At 69.5% G+C, this 14,374-nt stretch carries 16 protein-coding genes; 9 read left to right on the top strand and 7 right to left on the bottom strand.

Going from position 1 to position 14,374, the window contains the following annotated elements; translation table 11 throughout:
• Nucleotides 1-7: 7 nt before the first annotated feature.
• A complete protein-coding gene (locus tag AB0N89_RS24220) occupies nt 8-1,204 on the bottom strand; it encodes an acyl-CoA dehydrogenase family protein (protein ID WP_364207993.1) in 1,197 nt (398 codons plus the stop codon).
• Between the two features lie 157 nt (nt 1,205-1,361).
• On the opposite strand from AB0N89_RS24220, the gene AB0N89_RS24215 reads away from it, so the two are divergent.
• The 3 genes from AB0N89_RS24215 to AB0N89_RS24205 are packed head-to-tail and all read left to right on the top strand — an operon-like array spanning nt 1,362 to nt 2,785.
• Nucleotides 1,362-1,679 (top strand): DUF4190 domain-containing protein, encoded by a 318-nt coding sequence (locus tag AB0N89_RS24215; RefSeq protein WP_364207991.1) that lies wholly within the window; start codon nt 1,362-1,364, stop codon nt 1,677-1,679.
• A gap of 34 nt (nt 1,680-1,713) precedes the next feature.
• A complete protein-coding gene (locus AB0N89_RS24210; RefSeq protein ID WP_364207989.1) occupies nt 1,714-2,088 on the top strand; it encodes a DUF4190 domain-containing protein in 375 nt (124 codons plus the stop codon).
• 49 nt (nt 2,089-2,137) lie between these two features.
• A complete protein-coding gene (locus AB0N89_RS24205; RefSeq protein WP_364207987.1) occupies nt 2,138-2,785 on the top strand; it encodes a DUF4190 domain-containing protein in 648 nt (215 codons plus the stop codon).
• 73 nt (nt 2,786-2,858) lie between these two features.
• Here the strand turns inward: AB0N89_RS24205 and AB0N89_RS24200 are convergent, their stop codons facing one another.
• Nucleotides 2,859-3,701 carry a slipin family protein gene (locus tag AB0N89_RS24200; RefSeq protein ID WP_364207985.1) on the bottom strand — a complete coding sequence of 281 codons (843 nt, stop codon included), beginning with the start codon at nt 3,699-3,701 and terminating at the stop codon, nt 2,859-2,861.
• Between the two features lie 88 nt (nt 3,702-3,789).
• Between AB0N89_RS24200 and AB0N89_RS24195 the strand changes: the two genes are divergently transcribed.
• The 4 genes from AB0N89_RS24195 to AB0N89_RS24180 all read left to right on the top strand — a co-directional run bounded on the left by AB0N89_RS24195 (nt 3,790) and on the right by AB0N89_RS24180 (nt 7,869).
• Nucleotides 3,790-4,701, top strand: coding sequence for an aminoglycoside phosphotransferase family protein (locus AB0N89_RS24195; protein ID WP_364207983.1), 912 nt, complete (start codon nt 3,790-3,792; stop codon nt 4,699-4,701).
• A gap of 44 nt (nt 4,702-4,745) precedes the next feature.
• On the top strand, nt 4,746-6,062 hold the full coding sequence (locus AB0N89_RS24190; protein ID WP_364207981.1) for a CBS domain-containing protein: 1,317 nt from the start codon (nt 4,746-4,748) through the stop codon (nt 6,060-6,062).
• The gene (locus tag AB0N89_RS24185; RefSeq protein WP_364207979.1) at nt 6,055-6,564 is read left to right on the top strand and encodes a DUF1003 domain-containing protein; all 510 of its coding nucleotides are present in this window, start codon (nt 6,055-6,057) and stop codon (nt 6,562-6,564) included. Before AB0N89_RS24190 ends, AB0N89_RS24185 begins: the two co-directional genes overlap by 8 nt.
• A gap of 159 nt (nt 6,565-6,723) precedes the next feature.
• Entirely contained in the window at nt 6,724-7,869 is a 1,146-nt protein-coding gene (locus tag AB0N89_RS24180; protein WP_364207977.1) for a P-loop NTPase, read from the top strand.
• Nucleotides 7,870-8,055: 186 nt separating this feature from the next.
• Here AB0N89_RS24180 and tatB read toward each other — a convergent pair whose 3' ends face one another.
• On the bottom strand, nt 8,056-8,493 hold the full coding sequence (gene tatB, locus AB0N89_RS24175; protein WP_364207975.1) for a Sec-independent protein translocase protein TatB: 438 nt from the start codon (nt 8,491-8,493) through the stop codon (nt 8,056-8,058).
• Between the two features lie 55 nt (nt 8,494-8,548).
• Nucleotides 8,549-10,090: a trypsin-like peptidase domain-containing protein gene (locus AB0N89_RS24170; RefSeq protein WP_364207973.1), complete on the bottom strand. Its 1,542-nt coding sequence runs from the start codon at nt 10,088-10,090 to the stop codon at nt 8,549-8,551.
• A 161-nt stretch (nt 10,091-10,251) separates the two neighbouring features.
• On the opposite strand from AB0N89_RS24170, the gene AB0N89_RS24165 reads away from it, so the two are divergent.
• Nucleotides 10,252-10,908 (top strand): hypothetical protein, encoded by a 657-nt coding sequence (locus tag AB0N89_RS24165; RefSeq protein WP_364207971.1) that lies wholly within the window; start codon nt 10,252-10,254, stop codon nt 10,906-10,908.
• Nucleotides 10,909-10,917: 9 nt separating this feature from the next.
• Here AB0N89_RS24165 and AB0N89_RS24160 read toward each other — a convergent pair whose 3' ends face one another.
• On the bottom strand, nt 10,918-11,616 hold the full coding sequence (locus AB0N89_RS24160; RefSeq protein ID WP_364207969.1) for a hypothetical protein: 699 nt from the start codon (nt 11,614-11,616) through the stop codon (nt 10,918-10,920).
• Nucleotides 11,613-12,200 (bottom strand): RNA polymerase sigma factor SigE, encoded by a 588-nt coding sequence (gene sigE, locus AB0N89_RS24155; protein ID WP_364208153.1) that lies wholly within the window; start codon nt 12,198-12,200, stop codon nt 11,613-11,615. The genes AB0N89_RS24160 and sigE overlap by 4 nt, the downstream gene beginning before the upstream one ends.
• Nucleotides 12,201-12,411: 211 nt before the next feature.
• On the opposite strand from sigE, the gene AB0N89_RS24150 reads away from it, so the two are divergent.
• Nucleotides 12,412-13,062, top strand: coding sequence for an O-methyltransferase (locus tag AB0N89_RS24150; RefSeq protein ID WP_364207967.1), 651 nt, complete (start codon nt 12,412-12,414; stop codon nt 13,060-13,062).
• A gap of 13 nt (nt 13,063-13,075) precedes the next feature.
• Here the strand turns inward: AB0N89_RS24150 and AB0N89_RS24145 are convergent, their stop codons facing one another.
• A complete protein-coding gene (locus AB0N89_RS24145; protein ID WP_364208150.1) occupies nt 13,076-14,311 on the bottom strand; it encodes an MFS transporter in 1,236 nt (411 codons plus the stop codon).
• Between the last annotated feature and the right edge of the window lie 63 nt (nt 14,312-14,374).

The raw sequence follows: 14,374 nt of genomic DNA, 5'->3' as shown, positions 1-14,374 counted from the left end.
CGAACGTTCAGGAGCGGGACTTGTACTCGCGGAGCAGACCGCGGCTGATGATGGTCTTCTGGATCTCGCTGGTGCCCTCGCCGATGAGCAGGAACGGCGCCTCGCGCATCAGGCGCTCGATCTCGTACTCCTTGGAGTAGCCGTAGCCGCCGTGGATGCGGAACGAGTCCTGGGTGACCTCGGCGCAGTACTCGCTGGCGATCAGCTTCGCCATGCCCGCCTCGACGTCGTTGCGCTCGCCGGAGTCCTTGAGGCGGGCGGCGTTGACCATCATCAGGTGCGCGGCCTCGACCTTGGTCGCCATCTCGGCGAGCTTGAACGCCACCGCCTGGTGCTCGGCGATCGCCTTGCCGAACGTCTTGCGCTGCTGGGCGTACTCCACGGCCAGCTCGAACGCGCGGATCGCGATGCCGCAGGCGCGCGCGGCGACGTTGACCCGGCCGACCTCGACACCGTCCATCATGTACGCGAAGCCCTTGCCCGGCGCCTCGCCGAGGACCTTGTCGGCACCGATCTCGTAGCCGTCGAAAACGGCTTCGGTGGTGTCGACGCCCTTGTAGCCCATTTTGTCGATCTTGCCGGGGATGGTGAGGCCGGGCGCGACCTCGCCGAAGCCCTCGGGCTTCTCGACCAGGAACGTGGTCAGGTTCTGGTGGGCCTTCTCGGCGCCCTCGTCGGTCTTGACGAGCAGCGCGATCAGGTTGGAGCTGCCGCCGTTGGTCAGCCACATCTTGGCGCCGTCGATGACGTAGCCGTCGTCGGTCCTGCGGGCGCGGGTCTTGATCGCGGCGACGTCGGAACCGAGGTCCGGCTCGGACATCGAGAAGGAGCCGCGCACCTCACCGGTCGCCATACGGGGCAGGAAGTGCTGCTTCTGTTCCGGCGTCCCGTGCCGGGAGATCATGTGCGCCACGATGAAGTGCGTGTTGATCACACCGGAGACGCTCATCCAGCCGCGCGCGATCTCCTCGACCACGAGCGCGTAGGTCAGCAGCGATTCGCCGAGGCCGCCGTACTCCTCCGGGATGGTGAGCCCGAACAGGCCCATCTCCTTCATCCCCTCGACGATCTCGGCGGGGTAGGTGTCGGAGTGCTCGAGCTCCTGCGCGCGCGGGATGACCTCCTTGTCCACGAACTGGCGGACCGTGGCCAGGATTTCGGACTGCACGTCGGTCAAGCCGGCGGTCTGGGCGAGGCGAGCCATCGCTGCTCCCTAAATTCGCGCGCACCGGGCTCCCGGCGCTGGGTTACCGGTGAGTATGACGCCTGTCCGGAGACCTCGCTATGAGCGCAGTCACGCGTACGCCATCCGTGACGTCGCACTACAGTGGCGAGCCGATCACAGTCCGAGGGGGACGAACATGGCTCAGCAGCCCTTTGGTGGATTCCCACCGCAACAGCAGTACGGCTTTCCGAACCAGGCTCCGGCGCAGAGCAAGGACTCCGGCCTGGCGATCGCCGCCCTGATCTTTTCACTCTTCGGGCTGATCGGGCTGGTGTCCGTGATCCCGGGGATCGTCATGGGTCACGTCGCCTTCGCGAAGGCCCGGCGCGGCGAGGTGGGCGGCAAGGGAATGGCGCTGGCCGCGTTCATCGTCGGCTACCTGATGATCGTCCTTTACGCCATCGCGATCCCCGTCCTGCTGAACGTGGCCGCGAAACACGGGGCGTTCCGCTGACGACTACGGTCCGAAGCCGACGAGGGGACTCACGATGACGAATCCGCACGACCCGTACGGGCAGCAACAGCCTTCCGGGCAGTTCCAGCAGCCGTACGGTCTCCAGCCGTATCAGCCTCAGCAGCAGTACTACGTCCAGCAGGCCTACGTGCGACCTCCGGACCAGGGCATGGCGGTGGCGTCGCTGGTCTGCTCGCTGATCGGGCTGATCATGTGCTTCCCGGCGATCCTGGGGATCATCTTCGGGCACATCGCGCTCGGGAAGGCCAAGCGCGGCGAAGCGGGCGGCCAGGGCATGGCACAGGCCGGGATGGTCATCGGTTACGTCATCACCGCGTTGTGGCTGATCCCGATCATCCTGTGGTTCGTCTTCGTGGTGTTCGCGGTCGGAGCCGCGGGCGTCTCGTGACTCGTTCGGAGGATACGGTGGTGTCCCGCACGAACCAGGGGGCAACCGGATGAGCAGTTCCGACTCGCAGGACACACCGTCGACGTCGTCCTACTCCGACTCGAACACCTTCTCGGACCCGACTTCGGCGTCCTCTCCGTCCGAATCGGCGTCGAGCCCGCAGCAGTTCCAGCCGCCGGCGCCGTTCACACCGCCTCCGCCGTTCGAGCCGCCCGCTCCGTTCGAAGTCCCTTCGGCCGACGCTCCCGCTTCCGAACCGGCTTCTGTGCCTGTGCCGGATGAGACGTACGGGCAGACCATCGACCCGCTGACCGCCGAGCCCGTCCCGCCGTCCTTCGCGGCTCCGGACGCTTCGCCCGCTCCGGTGTACACGCCGGCGCCGCTGCCTGCCGCGTACCCGCCGCAGCCTTACGGCCAGCCGTACAACCCGTACGCGGCCATGGCGGCGCCGCGGTCGCAGGACAACGGGATGGCGATCGCCGGGCTGGTGTGCTCGCTCGTCGGGATCTGCTCGTGCGTGACCGTGATCGTCGGGCTGATCCTGGGGCACATCGGGCTGGCGAAGGCGAACCGCGGCGAAGCGGGCGGGCGCGGCATGGCGCTCGCGGCGGTGGTCATCGGGTACGTCGTGCTCGCGTTGTACGTCGGCTTCTTCGGGACGTTGATCATTCTGGGCGTCAACGGGGAGCTGGACTAGGGCCGGTCGGCTTCGGGTGTCGCGAAAGCCACTTTCGGGACGTCTGATGTCTCGAAAGTGGCTTTCGCGACGCTCAGGGACGCTGCCCGGCGTCGTCCGGCTCCCGGGGCGCCGGGGCGACCTGGCCGTTGGACTCCGCGTTCTCCGGGGCTGCGGCTTCCGGCTTCGGCGTGTTCGCGTCCAGGAAGCGCAGCAGCTCCACCGGGAACGGCAGGACCAGCGTCGAGTTCTTCTCCGCCGACACCTGCACGACCGTCTCCAGCAGCCGCAGCTGCAACGCCGCCGGGGTGTCGGCCATGGTCGCGGCCGCCTGCGAGAGTTTGTACGACGCCTGCAGCTCACCGTCGGCCGAGATGACCCGCGCGCGCCGTTCGCGTTCGGCTTCGGCCTGGCGTGACATCGAGCGTTTCATCGACTCCGGCAGCGCGACGTCCTTGATCTCGACCCGGTCGATGTGGATGCCCCAGTCCAGCGCCGGGCTGTCGATCATCAGCTCCAGGCCCTCGTTGAGCCGCTCGCGGTTGGACAGCAGGTCGTCCAGATCGCTCTTGCCGATGATGGACCGCAGCGAGGTCTGCGCGACCTGGCCGACGGCCGAGCGGTAGTCCTGCACGTTGACCGCGGCCAGCACCGGGTCGATGACCTTGAAGTACACGACGGCGTCCACCCGCACGGTGACGTTGTCGCGGGTGATGCCGTCCTGCGCGGGGATCGGCATCGTCACGATCTGCATGTTGACCTTCTGCAACCGGTCCGCGAACGGCACGAGCATCGCGAGCCCCGGCTCCCGGACGGCGGGGCGCACCCGCCCGAACCGGAACACCAGACCGCGTTCGTACTGCTTCACCACGCGAAGGCTGGCCGCCACCCAAGCACCGCCCGCGACGGCGACCGCGCTGAGAATCTCCACCACCATGGCTGCTCCCGGGGTTGTTCTCGCTGTTCACGGTACGCCCGGCGGGTCACGGGCGAAACACGGTGGACAGACCTGCCAAGGTGGATCCGTGACCGGTTTCAAGATCCCGCCCAAGTTCCTCGACCGCGCCGCCGAGCTCGGCCCCGGGGCCGCCGAATGGCTCGATTCCCTCCCGTTCCTCGCCGAGAAGTACACCGCCAAATGGCAGCTCGACTACGACGGTGACGCCATGCACGGCTTCGTCGGCGTCGCCCAGCCCGTGCGCCGCGCGGACGGCTCCCCCGCGATCCTCAAACTCGGCTGGCCGCACGAGGAATCCGACGACGAACCGCTCGCACTGTCCACTTGGGCCGGTCAGGGCGCGGTGCTGATGTACGACAACGTGCCCGAGGACGGCGTGCTGCTCCTGGAGCGGCTCGACGCCACCCGGTCCCTCGAAACCGAGCCGATCCGGCAGGCCGTCGAGACGGTCGGCGCGCTGGCGCGGCGGCTCGCCGTCCCCGCCCCCGAAACCCTCCGGCGATCCTTGCGCGAGGAGGCCGCGGAGCTGGTCACCGGGCTGCCGGAGACCTGGAGCGAGCTGGGCGAACCGTTCGACCGCAAGTACGTCGACGCGGCCGTGGAGATCTGCGCGAACCTCGGCCCGGAAGCCGGTGAGCTGATGGTGAACGAGGACCTGCACTTCGAGAACGTCCTCGCCGGGGGACGCGAACCGTGGCTGGTGATCGACCCGAAGCCGCTTTCGGGCGACCTGGAGTTCGGCGCGATCTCGATCCTCTGGAACCGCGCGGACGAGTCCACAATGGACGAAAAGATCGAGTGGTTCTGCGCGGCGGCCGGGCTCGACGCCGAACGCGCGCGGGCGTGGACACTCGTGCGCGCGGTGCAGAACTGGGCCTGGTTGTACGAGGACCTCGCCGAGGGCGCCTCACGCGAGAGTCTCGCCGAAGACCCGGCCTACGCCGCCGTCCCCGAAATCGCCGCGTGGGCATTGCGGTGATCACACGAATCGTCGCGGGCCCCGGGAGCCGATAGCCTTCGGGCATGGCAGCCGTGAACAGGGTATTCGCAGCTCAGCTGGCCGGTTTGCCGGTTTTCGGACCCGATGGCGAATCGATCGGCAAGGTACGGGACCTGGTGGCGGGCCTGCGGCTGGACCAGCAACCGCCGCGGATCCTGGGTCTCGTGGTCGAGCTGACGACCAGGCGCCGCGTGTTCGTGCCGATGTTGCGCGTGACTTCGATCGAGCCCAGCGCGGTCACGCTCGCCACCGGATCGGTGAACATGCGGCGCTTCCACCAGCGGCCCAACGAGGTGCTGGTGGTCGGGCAGCTGTTCGACGCGTACGCCACGCTCGCGGGTTCCGACACCCGGGTCACCGTCGTCGACGCCGGCATGGAGCCGACGCGGACGCGGGACTGGGTGCTCGCGAAACTCGCGATCCGCGAACGGTCGAGCAGGCTCGGCCTCGGCAGGCGGCGTTCGGCGATGCAGGTGCTGCCGTGGTCGGAGGTGTCCGGGCTCGGGCTCACCGATCTGACCGGCCAGACCCAGGGCGCGGCGCAGCTGCTGATGCTGTTCGACACGATGCGCCCCGCCGACGTCGCCGCGACCGTCCGTGACCTGCCGCTGAAGCGGCGGCACGAGGTCGCCGACGCGATGGACGACGAGCACCTCGCCGACGTCATCGAGGAGCTGCCCGAGGACGACCAGAAGGAACTGCTGTCCTACCTCGCCGAGGAACGGGCCGCCGACATCCTCGAAGCGATGGACCCCGACGATGCCGCCGACCTGCTGTCCGAGCTGGCGCCCGCCGAGCAGAACCGGTTCCTGGAGCTGATGGAACCCGAGGAGTCGGCGCCGGTGAAGCGGCTGCTGGAGTACTCCTCCGACACCGCGGGCGGTCTGATGACGCCCGAGCCCGTGGTGCTGACGCCGGACGCCACGGTCGCGGAGGCGCTCGCGCACATCCGCAACGCCGACCTCCCGGTGGCGCTGGCGAGCATGGTGTTCGTCTGCCGTCCGCCGACCGAGACGCCGACAGGGCGCTTCGTCGGCGTCGTGCACTTCCAGCGGCTGCTGCGCGAACCACCGGCGGAGATGGTGGCGAGCGCCGTCGACTCGCAGCTGCCCGCGCTGCGGCCGAACGCCACGTTGGCCGAGGTCACCCGCTACTTCGCCGCGTACAACCTCACCTGCGGTCCAGTGGTGGACGCCGAGGACCACCTGCTCGGCGCGGTCACCGTCGACGACGTGCTCGACCACCTGCTCCCGGAGGACTGGCGCGAGACCGGGCTGCACGACATCACCGGCGTGATCGCCGAAGAAACCGACGAGACCGAGGAGGCCGAACGTGCCTGAACTGACGTCCGGGCGACGGCTGGACCAGCCCCGAGGCCAGAGCCGGTTCAGGCTGAACATCGACCCCGACTCGTTCGGCCGGTTCACCGAACGGGTCGCGCGGTTCCTCGGTACCGGCAAATACCTGTTCTGGCAGACGCTGATCGTCATCGTCTGGATCGTGCTGAACCTGGTGGCGGTCTCGCTGCAGTGGGACCCGTACCCGTTCATCCTGCTGAACCTGGCGTTCTCGACGCAGGCCGCGTACGCCGCGCCGCTCATCCTGCTGGCGCAGAACCGGCAGGACGACCGCGACCGCGTCTCGCTGGACGAGGACCGGAATCGCGCCGCGCAGACGAAGGCGGACACCGAATACCTCGCGCGGGAGCTGGCGTCGCTGCGGATCGCGCTCGGCGAGGTCGCCACCCGGGACTTCCTGCGGGGCGAACTCGACCGGCTCCGTGAGGATCTCGACGCCAAGCCGCGCAAGGCCAAACCCGACCGCACGCCTACCGGTACCTGATTTCTGCGGATGGGCCCCCGGCCGTGATCCCATCGCCAGGGCGCACGCTGGTCAAACAGGCCACTTCGTGCTCCCCCGGGCGCCCTGCCGCCGCGATCCCGGGGCCTTCGGCCAGGGCGGGTTCGTCCAGCTCCGCCTACCGGTACGTAACATGGTGGAGTGACCAGTACGCAGCAACTCCCCAGCGTCGACGATGTCCGCACCGCGCTGAAGGCCGTGTACGACCCGGAGATCAAGAAACCGATCACCGAACTCGGCATGGTCAAGGACGTGGAGGTCGGCTCGGACGGTGTGGTCGTCGTCGGGATCTACCTGACGGTCGCCGGCTGCCCGCTGAAGGCGACGCTGACCAACGACACCACCGAAGCCGTCAAGAAGCTCCCCGGCGTCAGCGACGTCCGGGTCGAGCTCGACGTGATGAGTGACGAGCAACGCACGGAGCTGCGAAAATCGCTGCGCGGTGACGCCACGGAGCCGGTGATCCCGTTCGCGCAGCCGGGCTCGCTGACCCGCGTCTACTGCGTCGCGTCCGGCAAGGGCGGCGTCGGCAAGTCCTCGGTGACGGTGAACCTCGCGGCCGCGATGGCCGAGCGCGGGCTTTCCGTCGGCGTGGTCGACGCGGACATCTACGGGCACTCGGTGCCGCGGATGCTCGGCACGCGGGAGAAGCCGACCAAGGTCGACACCATGATCATGCCGCCGCAGGCCCACGGCGTGAAGGTCATCTCGATCGGCATGTTCACCCCGGGCAACACCCCCGTGGTGTGGCGCGGGCCGATGCTGCACCGCGCGCTGCAGCAGTTCCTCGCCGACGTGTTCTGGGGCGACCTCGACATCCTGCTGCTGGACCTGCCGCCGGGCACCGGCGACATCGCGATCTCGGTGGCGCAGCTCATCCCGAACGCGGAGATCCTGGTCGTCACCACTCCGCAGCAGGCGGCCGCCGAGGTGGCCGAGCGCGCGGGCGCGATCGCGCTGCAGACGCGGCAGCGGGTCGCCGGGGTCATCGAGAACATGTCGTGGCTGGAGACGCCCGACGGGCAGAAGATGGAGATCTTCGGCGCCGGTGGCGGTCAGTCCGTCGCCGACTCGCTGTCGAAGTCGGTCGGCTCGACCGTGCCGCTGCTCGGGCAGGTCCCGATGGACCCGCGCGTGGTCTCCAACGGCGACTCCGGCACGCCGATCGTCCTGGCCGAGCCGGACGCCCCGGCGTCGCTCGTGCTCAAGGAGGCGGCGAAGAAGCTGACCGTCCGGGCTCGCGGGCTGGCCGGGATGATGCTGAACGTCACCCCCGCGGGCCGCTGACCTGGCTTTTCTCCCCTCGGGGGAGCAAGGGACCTTTGCTATCGCTTTCGGGAGGTGGCGGGCTCCCGTTCTGGTCCCGATGTCATGAAAGGGTCGTTCAAGACGTTTTACGTCCTGAACGACCCTTTCATGACATCCGGCGAAGCAGCGCTACCCGCCGCGAACGCTATGAGCGAGCGTGAGCCCTCAGGTCGCGTCGGGGTCGATCGGAGGGCGTTCTCCCGGCTTCAGCGGCTCAGGCTGCGAAGCCGTCGCCGGGTAGCCGTTGGGCTTCGAAGCCCCGTTGGCACCGTTCGAACCGTTGGTCCCGTTGGAACCATTGGTGCCGTTGACGTCCTTGAGCCCCAGCGGATCCGTGTCACCGTCGAACAGGTGCTGGGTCACGACCCGCTTCGGGTCGAAGTTCCGCAGGCCTCGCAGGTCCTCCAGCGGCTTGCGCAGCTGGTCGAACTCCGGGCCCATCTCCTCGCGCAGCTGCGTCTTGGCCCCGGTCGCGAAGTCGCGGACCTTGCGGACGCTCTTCGCCACCCAGGAGGCCGCTTCGGGCAGCCGTTCCGGACCGAGGATGAAAAGACCCGCGACGACGATGATGAGGATCTCTCCCCAGCCGACACTCTCGAACACCCGTGTGAACCTCCGCCTCGGCGTCTTCCCCGTTCAGGGTACCCGCCCGGACTGGCTAGTCCGAGGCCAGTTTCACGTCCACGACAAGTGAAGACCCATCCCGGACAAGGCGGACAGGAACCACTTCGCCGACTTCGCGCGCGCGGACCGCGACGAGCAGTTCCGCCGAGTCCCGGACGAGCCGTCCGCCGACTTCCGTGATGACGTCGCCTTCCTTGATGCCCGCGGACGCGGCCGGGCCGCCGGGAGCGACGTTCCGGACCTGCGCGCCCATGGTGCTGGACCCCGCGACGGTCGACGAAGCGTTGATGCCGATGTCGGGGTGGACGACCTTGCCGTCCTTGATCAGTGTTTTCGCGATCTTCACCGCGTAGTCGCTCGGGATGGCGAAGCCGATGCCGATGCTGCCGCCTTCGGCGCTCGACGAGCGGATCGCGGAGTTGATCCCGACCAGCGCGCCGGTCGCGTCGACGAGCGCGCCGCCCGAGTTTCCGTGGTTGATCGCGGCGTCGGTCTGGATGGCCTCGTAGATCACCGGGGCGCTGCCGCCGTCGCCGCCCGCGGTCACCGGGCGGTTGAGCGCGCTCACGATGCCGGCGGTGACCGAGTTCTGCAGCGCCAGCGGCGAGCCGACGGCGATCACCGAGTCGCCGACGGCGAGGTCGGACGACTTCCCGACCTGCAGCGCGGTCAGGTTCTTGACGTCGACCTTGACCACGGCCAGGTCGGTCTTGGGGTCGGCGCCGACGACCTTCGCCTCGACGCGCTTGCCGTCGAAGAACACGGCGGTGACCTTGGTGGCCGAGTCGGACGTCGCGGCGGAGATCACGTGCTCGTTGGTGAGCACGTAGCCCTGGTTGTCGATGACGACGCCGGAGCCCTGCTGGCCCGCGTCGGCGCCGGGCTTGAACACCTCCAGCGAGACGACGGTGGGCGCCACCCGGTGGGCGATGTCCGCGATCGAGCCCGCCGGACGCTCCTTGGCCGCGTCGGCCTCGGAGATGCTGGCCTGACCGGTCAGTTCGGTGCCGGTGTCGGCGAACCACCAGCCGATCAGCCCTCCTGCGGCGCCGATGACCAGCGCGACGGCGGCGAGCATCGCCAGCGCCTTCGTCTGCACACGTCGCCCGAAGAGGACTTCGGGAAGGCTCAGCAGCGCACCTTGCGGGCGCTTCGCGTCCTTCTCCTCTTCCGAGTCCTGCTGCACCGCGGGCCCGGCGAGCACCGCGCCGGAGCCGGGGTCGCGCCACGGGTCCGAGGTCTTGGTCCACAACGGATCGTCGGCGTCGTTCGCGGCCGGTTCGGAACCGTTGCCGCCGTGCGGCCGCTCCAGCACGACTCCTTCGGCGCCCGGCGGGCGGCGGAAGGCTTCGGCGAGCGATTCCGGTGTCGGCGGCGCCAGGTTCAGGTTCGGCGCGGCCTGGCCGTTCGTGCCGGGCTGGTACAGCTTGTCGAAGGCGCCGTCGACGCCGCGCGGCCTGCCGAACGTGGCCGCCTGCGCCGGATCGACGGCGGGCCTGGCCAGCGGGCGCGGCGCCAGCCGATCCCCCGCCGGTTCACCAGGCTGCTGCGGATTCGCGTTCGGCTGCTCGGTCATCATTCCCCGGGGCTGAGATCAGGTTGGCCGGACGCGAGAGTACGCCAAGCCTCGACCTGGATTCTGCCGTGACCACGGTGAAGTGCGCGTTGATTCCCCGGAACGGCCAAGAAATGTGACACTTCAAGCGCCGATGTCCCACTTGTGGCACGCTAACGGCCATGTCGGAGAACCCGGGGGCTCCTTACCCGCCCCAGAACGTCCCTCACCAGCAATGGCCGCAGCAGCAGTGGCCGCACCAGCAGCAGGGCTGGCCGCAGCAGCCGCCCAAGAAGAAGGGCCTGTCCACCAAGGCGAAGGTGCTGCTCCTCGTCGCAGCGCTCGTGGTGGTCGGCGGCGGGCTCGGCCTGATCTTCGTCATGAAGGCGGTCTCCGGCCCGGAGAAGCAGGCGGGGAAGCTGACCGAGGGCGACTGTGTCGTGCTGACCGGATCCGGCAAGGAGGCCGACGCGGTCAAGACGCCGTGCGATTCACCGCAAGCGCCGTACGCGGTGAGCCTCAAAGGCGTCGCCAAGGGGGACTGGGCCTGCAAGGAGGGCTTCTACGGGTACACCGTCCCGACGCCGCTGCGGGGGGAGGGCGTCGCCCTGTGCCTGGCGATCAACGCGCAGGTCGGGTTGTGCTTCGACGACATCGAGAGCAAGACCCCGCCGCCGCTGAAGGACTGCGGCTCGGCGCGGCTCAAGATCAGCGAGGTCTTTCCGCAGGCGAGCATGGTGACCAGCCCGTGCAAGGAAGGCACGGCCGAGGTCATCTCCTACAGCAGCTACGGGACTTCGAACTTCAAGAACGCGACGATCTGCTTCGTCAAACCCTGACGAAGCAGGTCAGCGGGCCGACACGGGCACGGGCACGCTCGACGTGCTCGGGCCCGGGCTCGGCGCGGGGCTGTGCGACGGCTCCGGCTTGGCGCCGCCCAGCTGCGCGGGCAGCAGACCGGCGTTGACGCCCTGAGGCGGGGTGAGGCCCGGGTTCGGCTGGTCTTCGCTGCCGTCACCCGAGGTCGCGACCAGGGCCAGGGCGCTCAGCACCAAGCCCGATACGACGACTCCGGCACCCTGCGCGTACTTCCGCCGGGCGAGGCCGAACCGCCCGCCGCCGAGGACGTTCGGCGACTGGCCCAGCGGAGCCGATGATCCCAACGGCGTTGTGCCTCCCAAAACCCCGCCGCCACCGAGGACTCCGGTGTCGCGGAGACCGGCGACCCGGTCGGGCCGCTGGATGGCCACGAGCTGGCCGTCCGCCGTCATCGCCAGGTTGTCCGGCGTGCCGGGAAGTTCGGTGTTCTGCGGGATGGAGCACAGGCTGGCCAGGAAACCCGCGGACATCGACGGGGCTCCCGCCTGCTTCACGGCCGCGACGGCCTGACGCTGCGCGGAAACCTCGGCCGCGCAGACCTGGCAGCGGGCGATGTGCGCCGAGGCCCTGTCCTGGGCGCCGAGGGTCAGCTCGCCGTCCACGAAGGCGACGATGGCGTCCGGAAGCAGATGCGACTCGGGGAGTCCCCAACCTCGCGGTGCGGTCATACCCCCACCTTCGCAGACTCCCGCGCCTCGGCGCGACGACGCTCCAAAGATGCACGAAGCGCCTGGCGACCGCGGTGGATCCGGCTGCGCACGGTGCCGAGCTTGACACCGAGGGTGGCGCCGATCTCCTCGTACGAGAGGCCTTCGACGTCGCACAGCACGACCGCGGCGCGGAACTCGGGCGGCAACTCGTCGAGCGCGGCCTGCAGGTCCGGGTCGAGGTGCGTGTCCGAGTAGACCTGCTCGGGGCTCGGGTCGTCGCCGACGATGCGGTCGGTGTCCTCGGGGAGGCCTTCCATCCGCACGCGCGAGCGGCGGCGGGCCATGTCGAGGAACAGGTTCGTGGTGATGCGGTGCAGCCAGCCCTCGAACGTGCCGGGCTTGTAGGACGCGAGGGAGCGGAAGACCCGGATGAAGGTCTCCTGCGTCAGGTCCTCGGCGTCGTGGGCGTTACCGGACAGGCGGTACGCCAGCCGGTACACGCGGTCGGCGTGCTCACGCACGACCTCGTCCCACGAGGGCGGCGTCCATGCGGCCTCGTCCACCGTCACCGGCGTGACCTGGTCCGCGTGCTGGTCCTGCATCGTGTCCTGCATCGGGGAAGTAGGCACCTCCATCAGCGTCTTCTCCCAACTACTCCACCCAACGCGGGCGATGTGCACGGTGTTCCCGTTGTCGAGGACCAGTCTGTCCGGCCTGCTTATGTTTCTAGTGAGACAGGACTGAGAGGAGGCTGAGAAGTCGTTACCAGGAGTCTTCTGCTCTTTTGGCGATAGGCAGCGCTAACCTCCGCGTGTGAATTCCGGGACGCATGCGGGCTCGGCCGCCGAGGCGGCCGACGCCTACCTCGTCGACGGGTACGTCCCCGACGACGAGGTACTGGCCTCCGCGCGGGCGCGGTCGGCCGATCTGGGGTGCGGTCCGCTGAGCGCGGGCGCGGGTGCGACCCTGCGTTTTCTCGCCACGACGCTGCGGGCGAAAGCCGTGGTCGAGGTCGGGACCGGGGCCGGGGTGAGCGGGTTGTGCCTGCTCGGCGGCATGGTCGACGACGGGATCCTCACCTCGATCGACATCGAGCCCGAGTACCACCGGGCGGCGCGGACGGCGTTCCGCGAGGCCGGGTACCCGCCGGGGCGGACCCGGCTGATCATGGGCCGCGCGCTCGACGTCCTCCCCCGGCTCACGCCCGGCGGCTACGACCTGGTGTTCGTCGACTCGGCGCCGATCGAGTACCCGAGTTGCTACGAGAAGGCCGTCGCGCTGCTGCGGCCCGGCGGGATACTGGCCTTTCACAACGTCTCCGGCGCCAGAGTGACCGATCCCTCACGACGCGATCCGGACACGCTCGCGCTGCGCGAGGTCGCGCGGGCCTTCCGGGAGGACGAACGGCTGGTCCCGGCGCTGCTGCCGGTGGGCGGCGGCCTGCTGGTCGCGGCGATCGCGTAGCAAGGGACCTTTGCTATCGCTGTTCCGTGAAGGCCACCTTGAGGGACCCAGAGTCCCTTAAGGAGGCCTTCACGGACTTGGGGACCACCGCGGCCACGGCCACGGCGGCGAGGGCCAGCCAGCCCGCGGTGAGCGCGATCAGCCAGGTCCAACCGGCGTGCCCGTAGACGGTCGCGCCGACGGCGCCGCCGATGCTGCTGCCGAGGTAGTACGAAAGCGTGTACAGCCCGCCGACCTGGCCGCGGGCGTTCTCGGGCGCCTCCGCGGCGGCCCAGCCGTTGGCGACGGCGTGCGCGGCGAAGAACCCGCCGGTCAGCACCACGAACCCGGCGATGACCAGGGCCAGCGAATCGGAGAGCGTCAGCGCGGCGCCGGCGATCGTGAGCAGCAGCGCGCCGACGAGCGACCGGCGACGGCCGAACCGGCCGACGAGCCTGCCCGCCGTCGCGGACGAGACCGAGCCCATCGCGTAGGCGAGGAAGACGAGCGACGCGATCGCGGGCGAGAGGTTCAGCGGCTCGCCGGTCAGGCGGAACCCGGCGGCGTTGTACAGCGCGACGAACGAGCCCATCGCCAGCAGCGCGACCGCGTACTGGACCAGCAGGACCGGCTTCCGGACCGCGGCGCCGAGGCCCGCGAGCACCGCCCGTCCTTGCTCGCGGAGCCGCTCTGACCTGGGCTGATCCGCCGAAGTGACAGCAAAGGTCCCTTGCTCCCCCGGCGGCAGCGCCAGCACCGTGACCACCGCGCAGACCAGGCCGATCGCCGCGACGACGATCAACGCGCCGTGGTAGCCGAACGGACCCGCCGTGAACCCGGCCGCGAGCCGCCCGATCATGCCGCCGACGGTGTTCCCGGCGATCATCGCGCCCACCGCCGCCGCGAGCCCGGCTTTCCCGAGCCGTTCCGCGAGGTAGGCCGCGGCCACTCCGGGAAATCCCGCGATGGCGATCCCCTGCAGCGCCCGCAGCACGAGCAGCGCCGGATAGCTGGGCGCCAGCGGCAGCAGGAATCCGAACACGACCGACGCGACCACCGAGGCGACGATCACCGGACGCCGTCCCACGACCTCGGACAGCGCCGCGATCGGCAGCACGGCGATCGCGAGCGCGCCGGTCGCGACGCTCACCGCCAGCGAAGCGCCACCGGGATCGAGGTGGTACTGCTCGGCCAGCTGTGGCAGCACCGGCTGCGGCGCGTAGAGCAGGGCGAACGAGGAGATCCCGGCCGCGGCGACGGCGATGGTCACCCGGCGGGTGGTTCCGGTGGCAGACACGATCTTGAAGCTAAGCCTGGCTAATCAATACGTCTA

Source organism: Amycolatopsis sp. NPDC089917, assembly GCF_040684635.1.
GTDB lineage: Bacteria > Actinomycetota > Actinomycetes > Mycobacteriales > Pseudonocardiaceae > Amycolatopsis.
This window is presented reverse-complemented; position numbering and strand designations above follow the sequence as displayed.

Excerpts from the sequence above, each read along its gene's own strand:
- AB0N89_RS24170 (WP_364207973.1), bottom strand. The coding sequence starts at position 10,090 with ATGACCGAGCAGCCGAACGCGAATCCGCAGCAGCCTGGTGAACCGGCG.
- AB0N89_RS24220 (WP_364207993.1), bottom strand. The coding sequence starts at position 1,204 with ATGGCTCGCCTCGCCCAGACCGCCGGCTTGACCGACGTGCAGTCCGAA.
- AB0N89_RS24210 (WP_364207989.1), top strand. The coding sequence starts at position 1,714 with ATGACGAATCCGCACGACCCGTACGGGCAGCAACAGCCTTCCGGGCAG.
- AB0N89_RS24165 (WP_364207971.1), top strand. The coding sequence starts at position 10,252 with ATGTCGGAGAACCCGGGGGCTCCTTACCCGCCCCAGAACGTCCCTCAC.
- sigE (WP_364208153.1), bottom strand. The coding sequence starts at position 12,200 with ATGCAGGACCAGCACGCGGACCAGGTCACGCCGGTGACGGTGGACGAG.
- AB0N89_RS24205 (WP_364207987.1), top strand. The coding sequence starts at position 2,138 with ATGAGCAGTTCCGACTCGCAGGACACACCGTCGACGTCGTCCTACTCC.
- AB0N89_RS24160 (WP_364207969.1), bottom strand. The coding sequence starts at position 11,616 with ATGACCGCACCGCGAGGTTGGGGACTCCCCGAGTCGCATCTGCTTCCG.
- AB0N89_RS24190 (WP_364207981.1), top strand. The coding sequence starts at position 4,746 with ATGGCAGCCGTGAACAGGGTATTCGCAGCTCAGCTGGCCGGTTTGCCG.
- AB0N89_RS24215 (WP_364207991.1), top strand. The coding sequence starts at position 1,362 with ATGGCTCAGCAGCCCTTTGGTGGATTCCCACCGCAACAGCAGTACGGC.
- AB0N89_RS24200 (WP_364207985.1), bottom strand. The coding sequence starts at position 3,701 with ATGGTGGTGGAGATTCTCAGCGCGGTCGCCGTCGCGGGCGGTGCTTGG.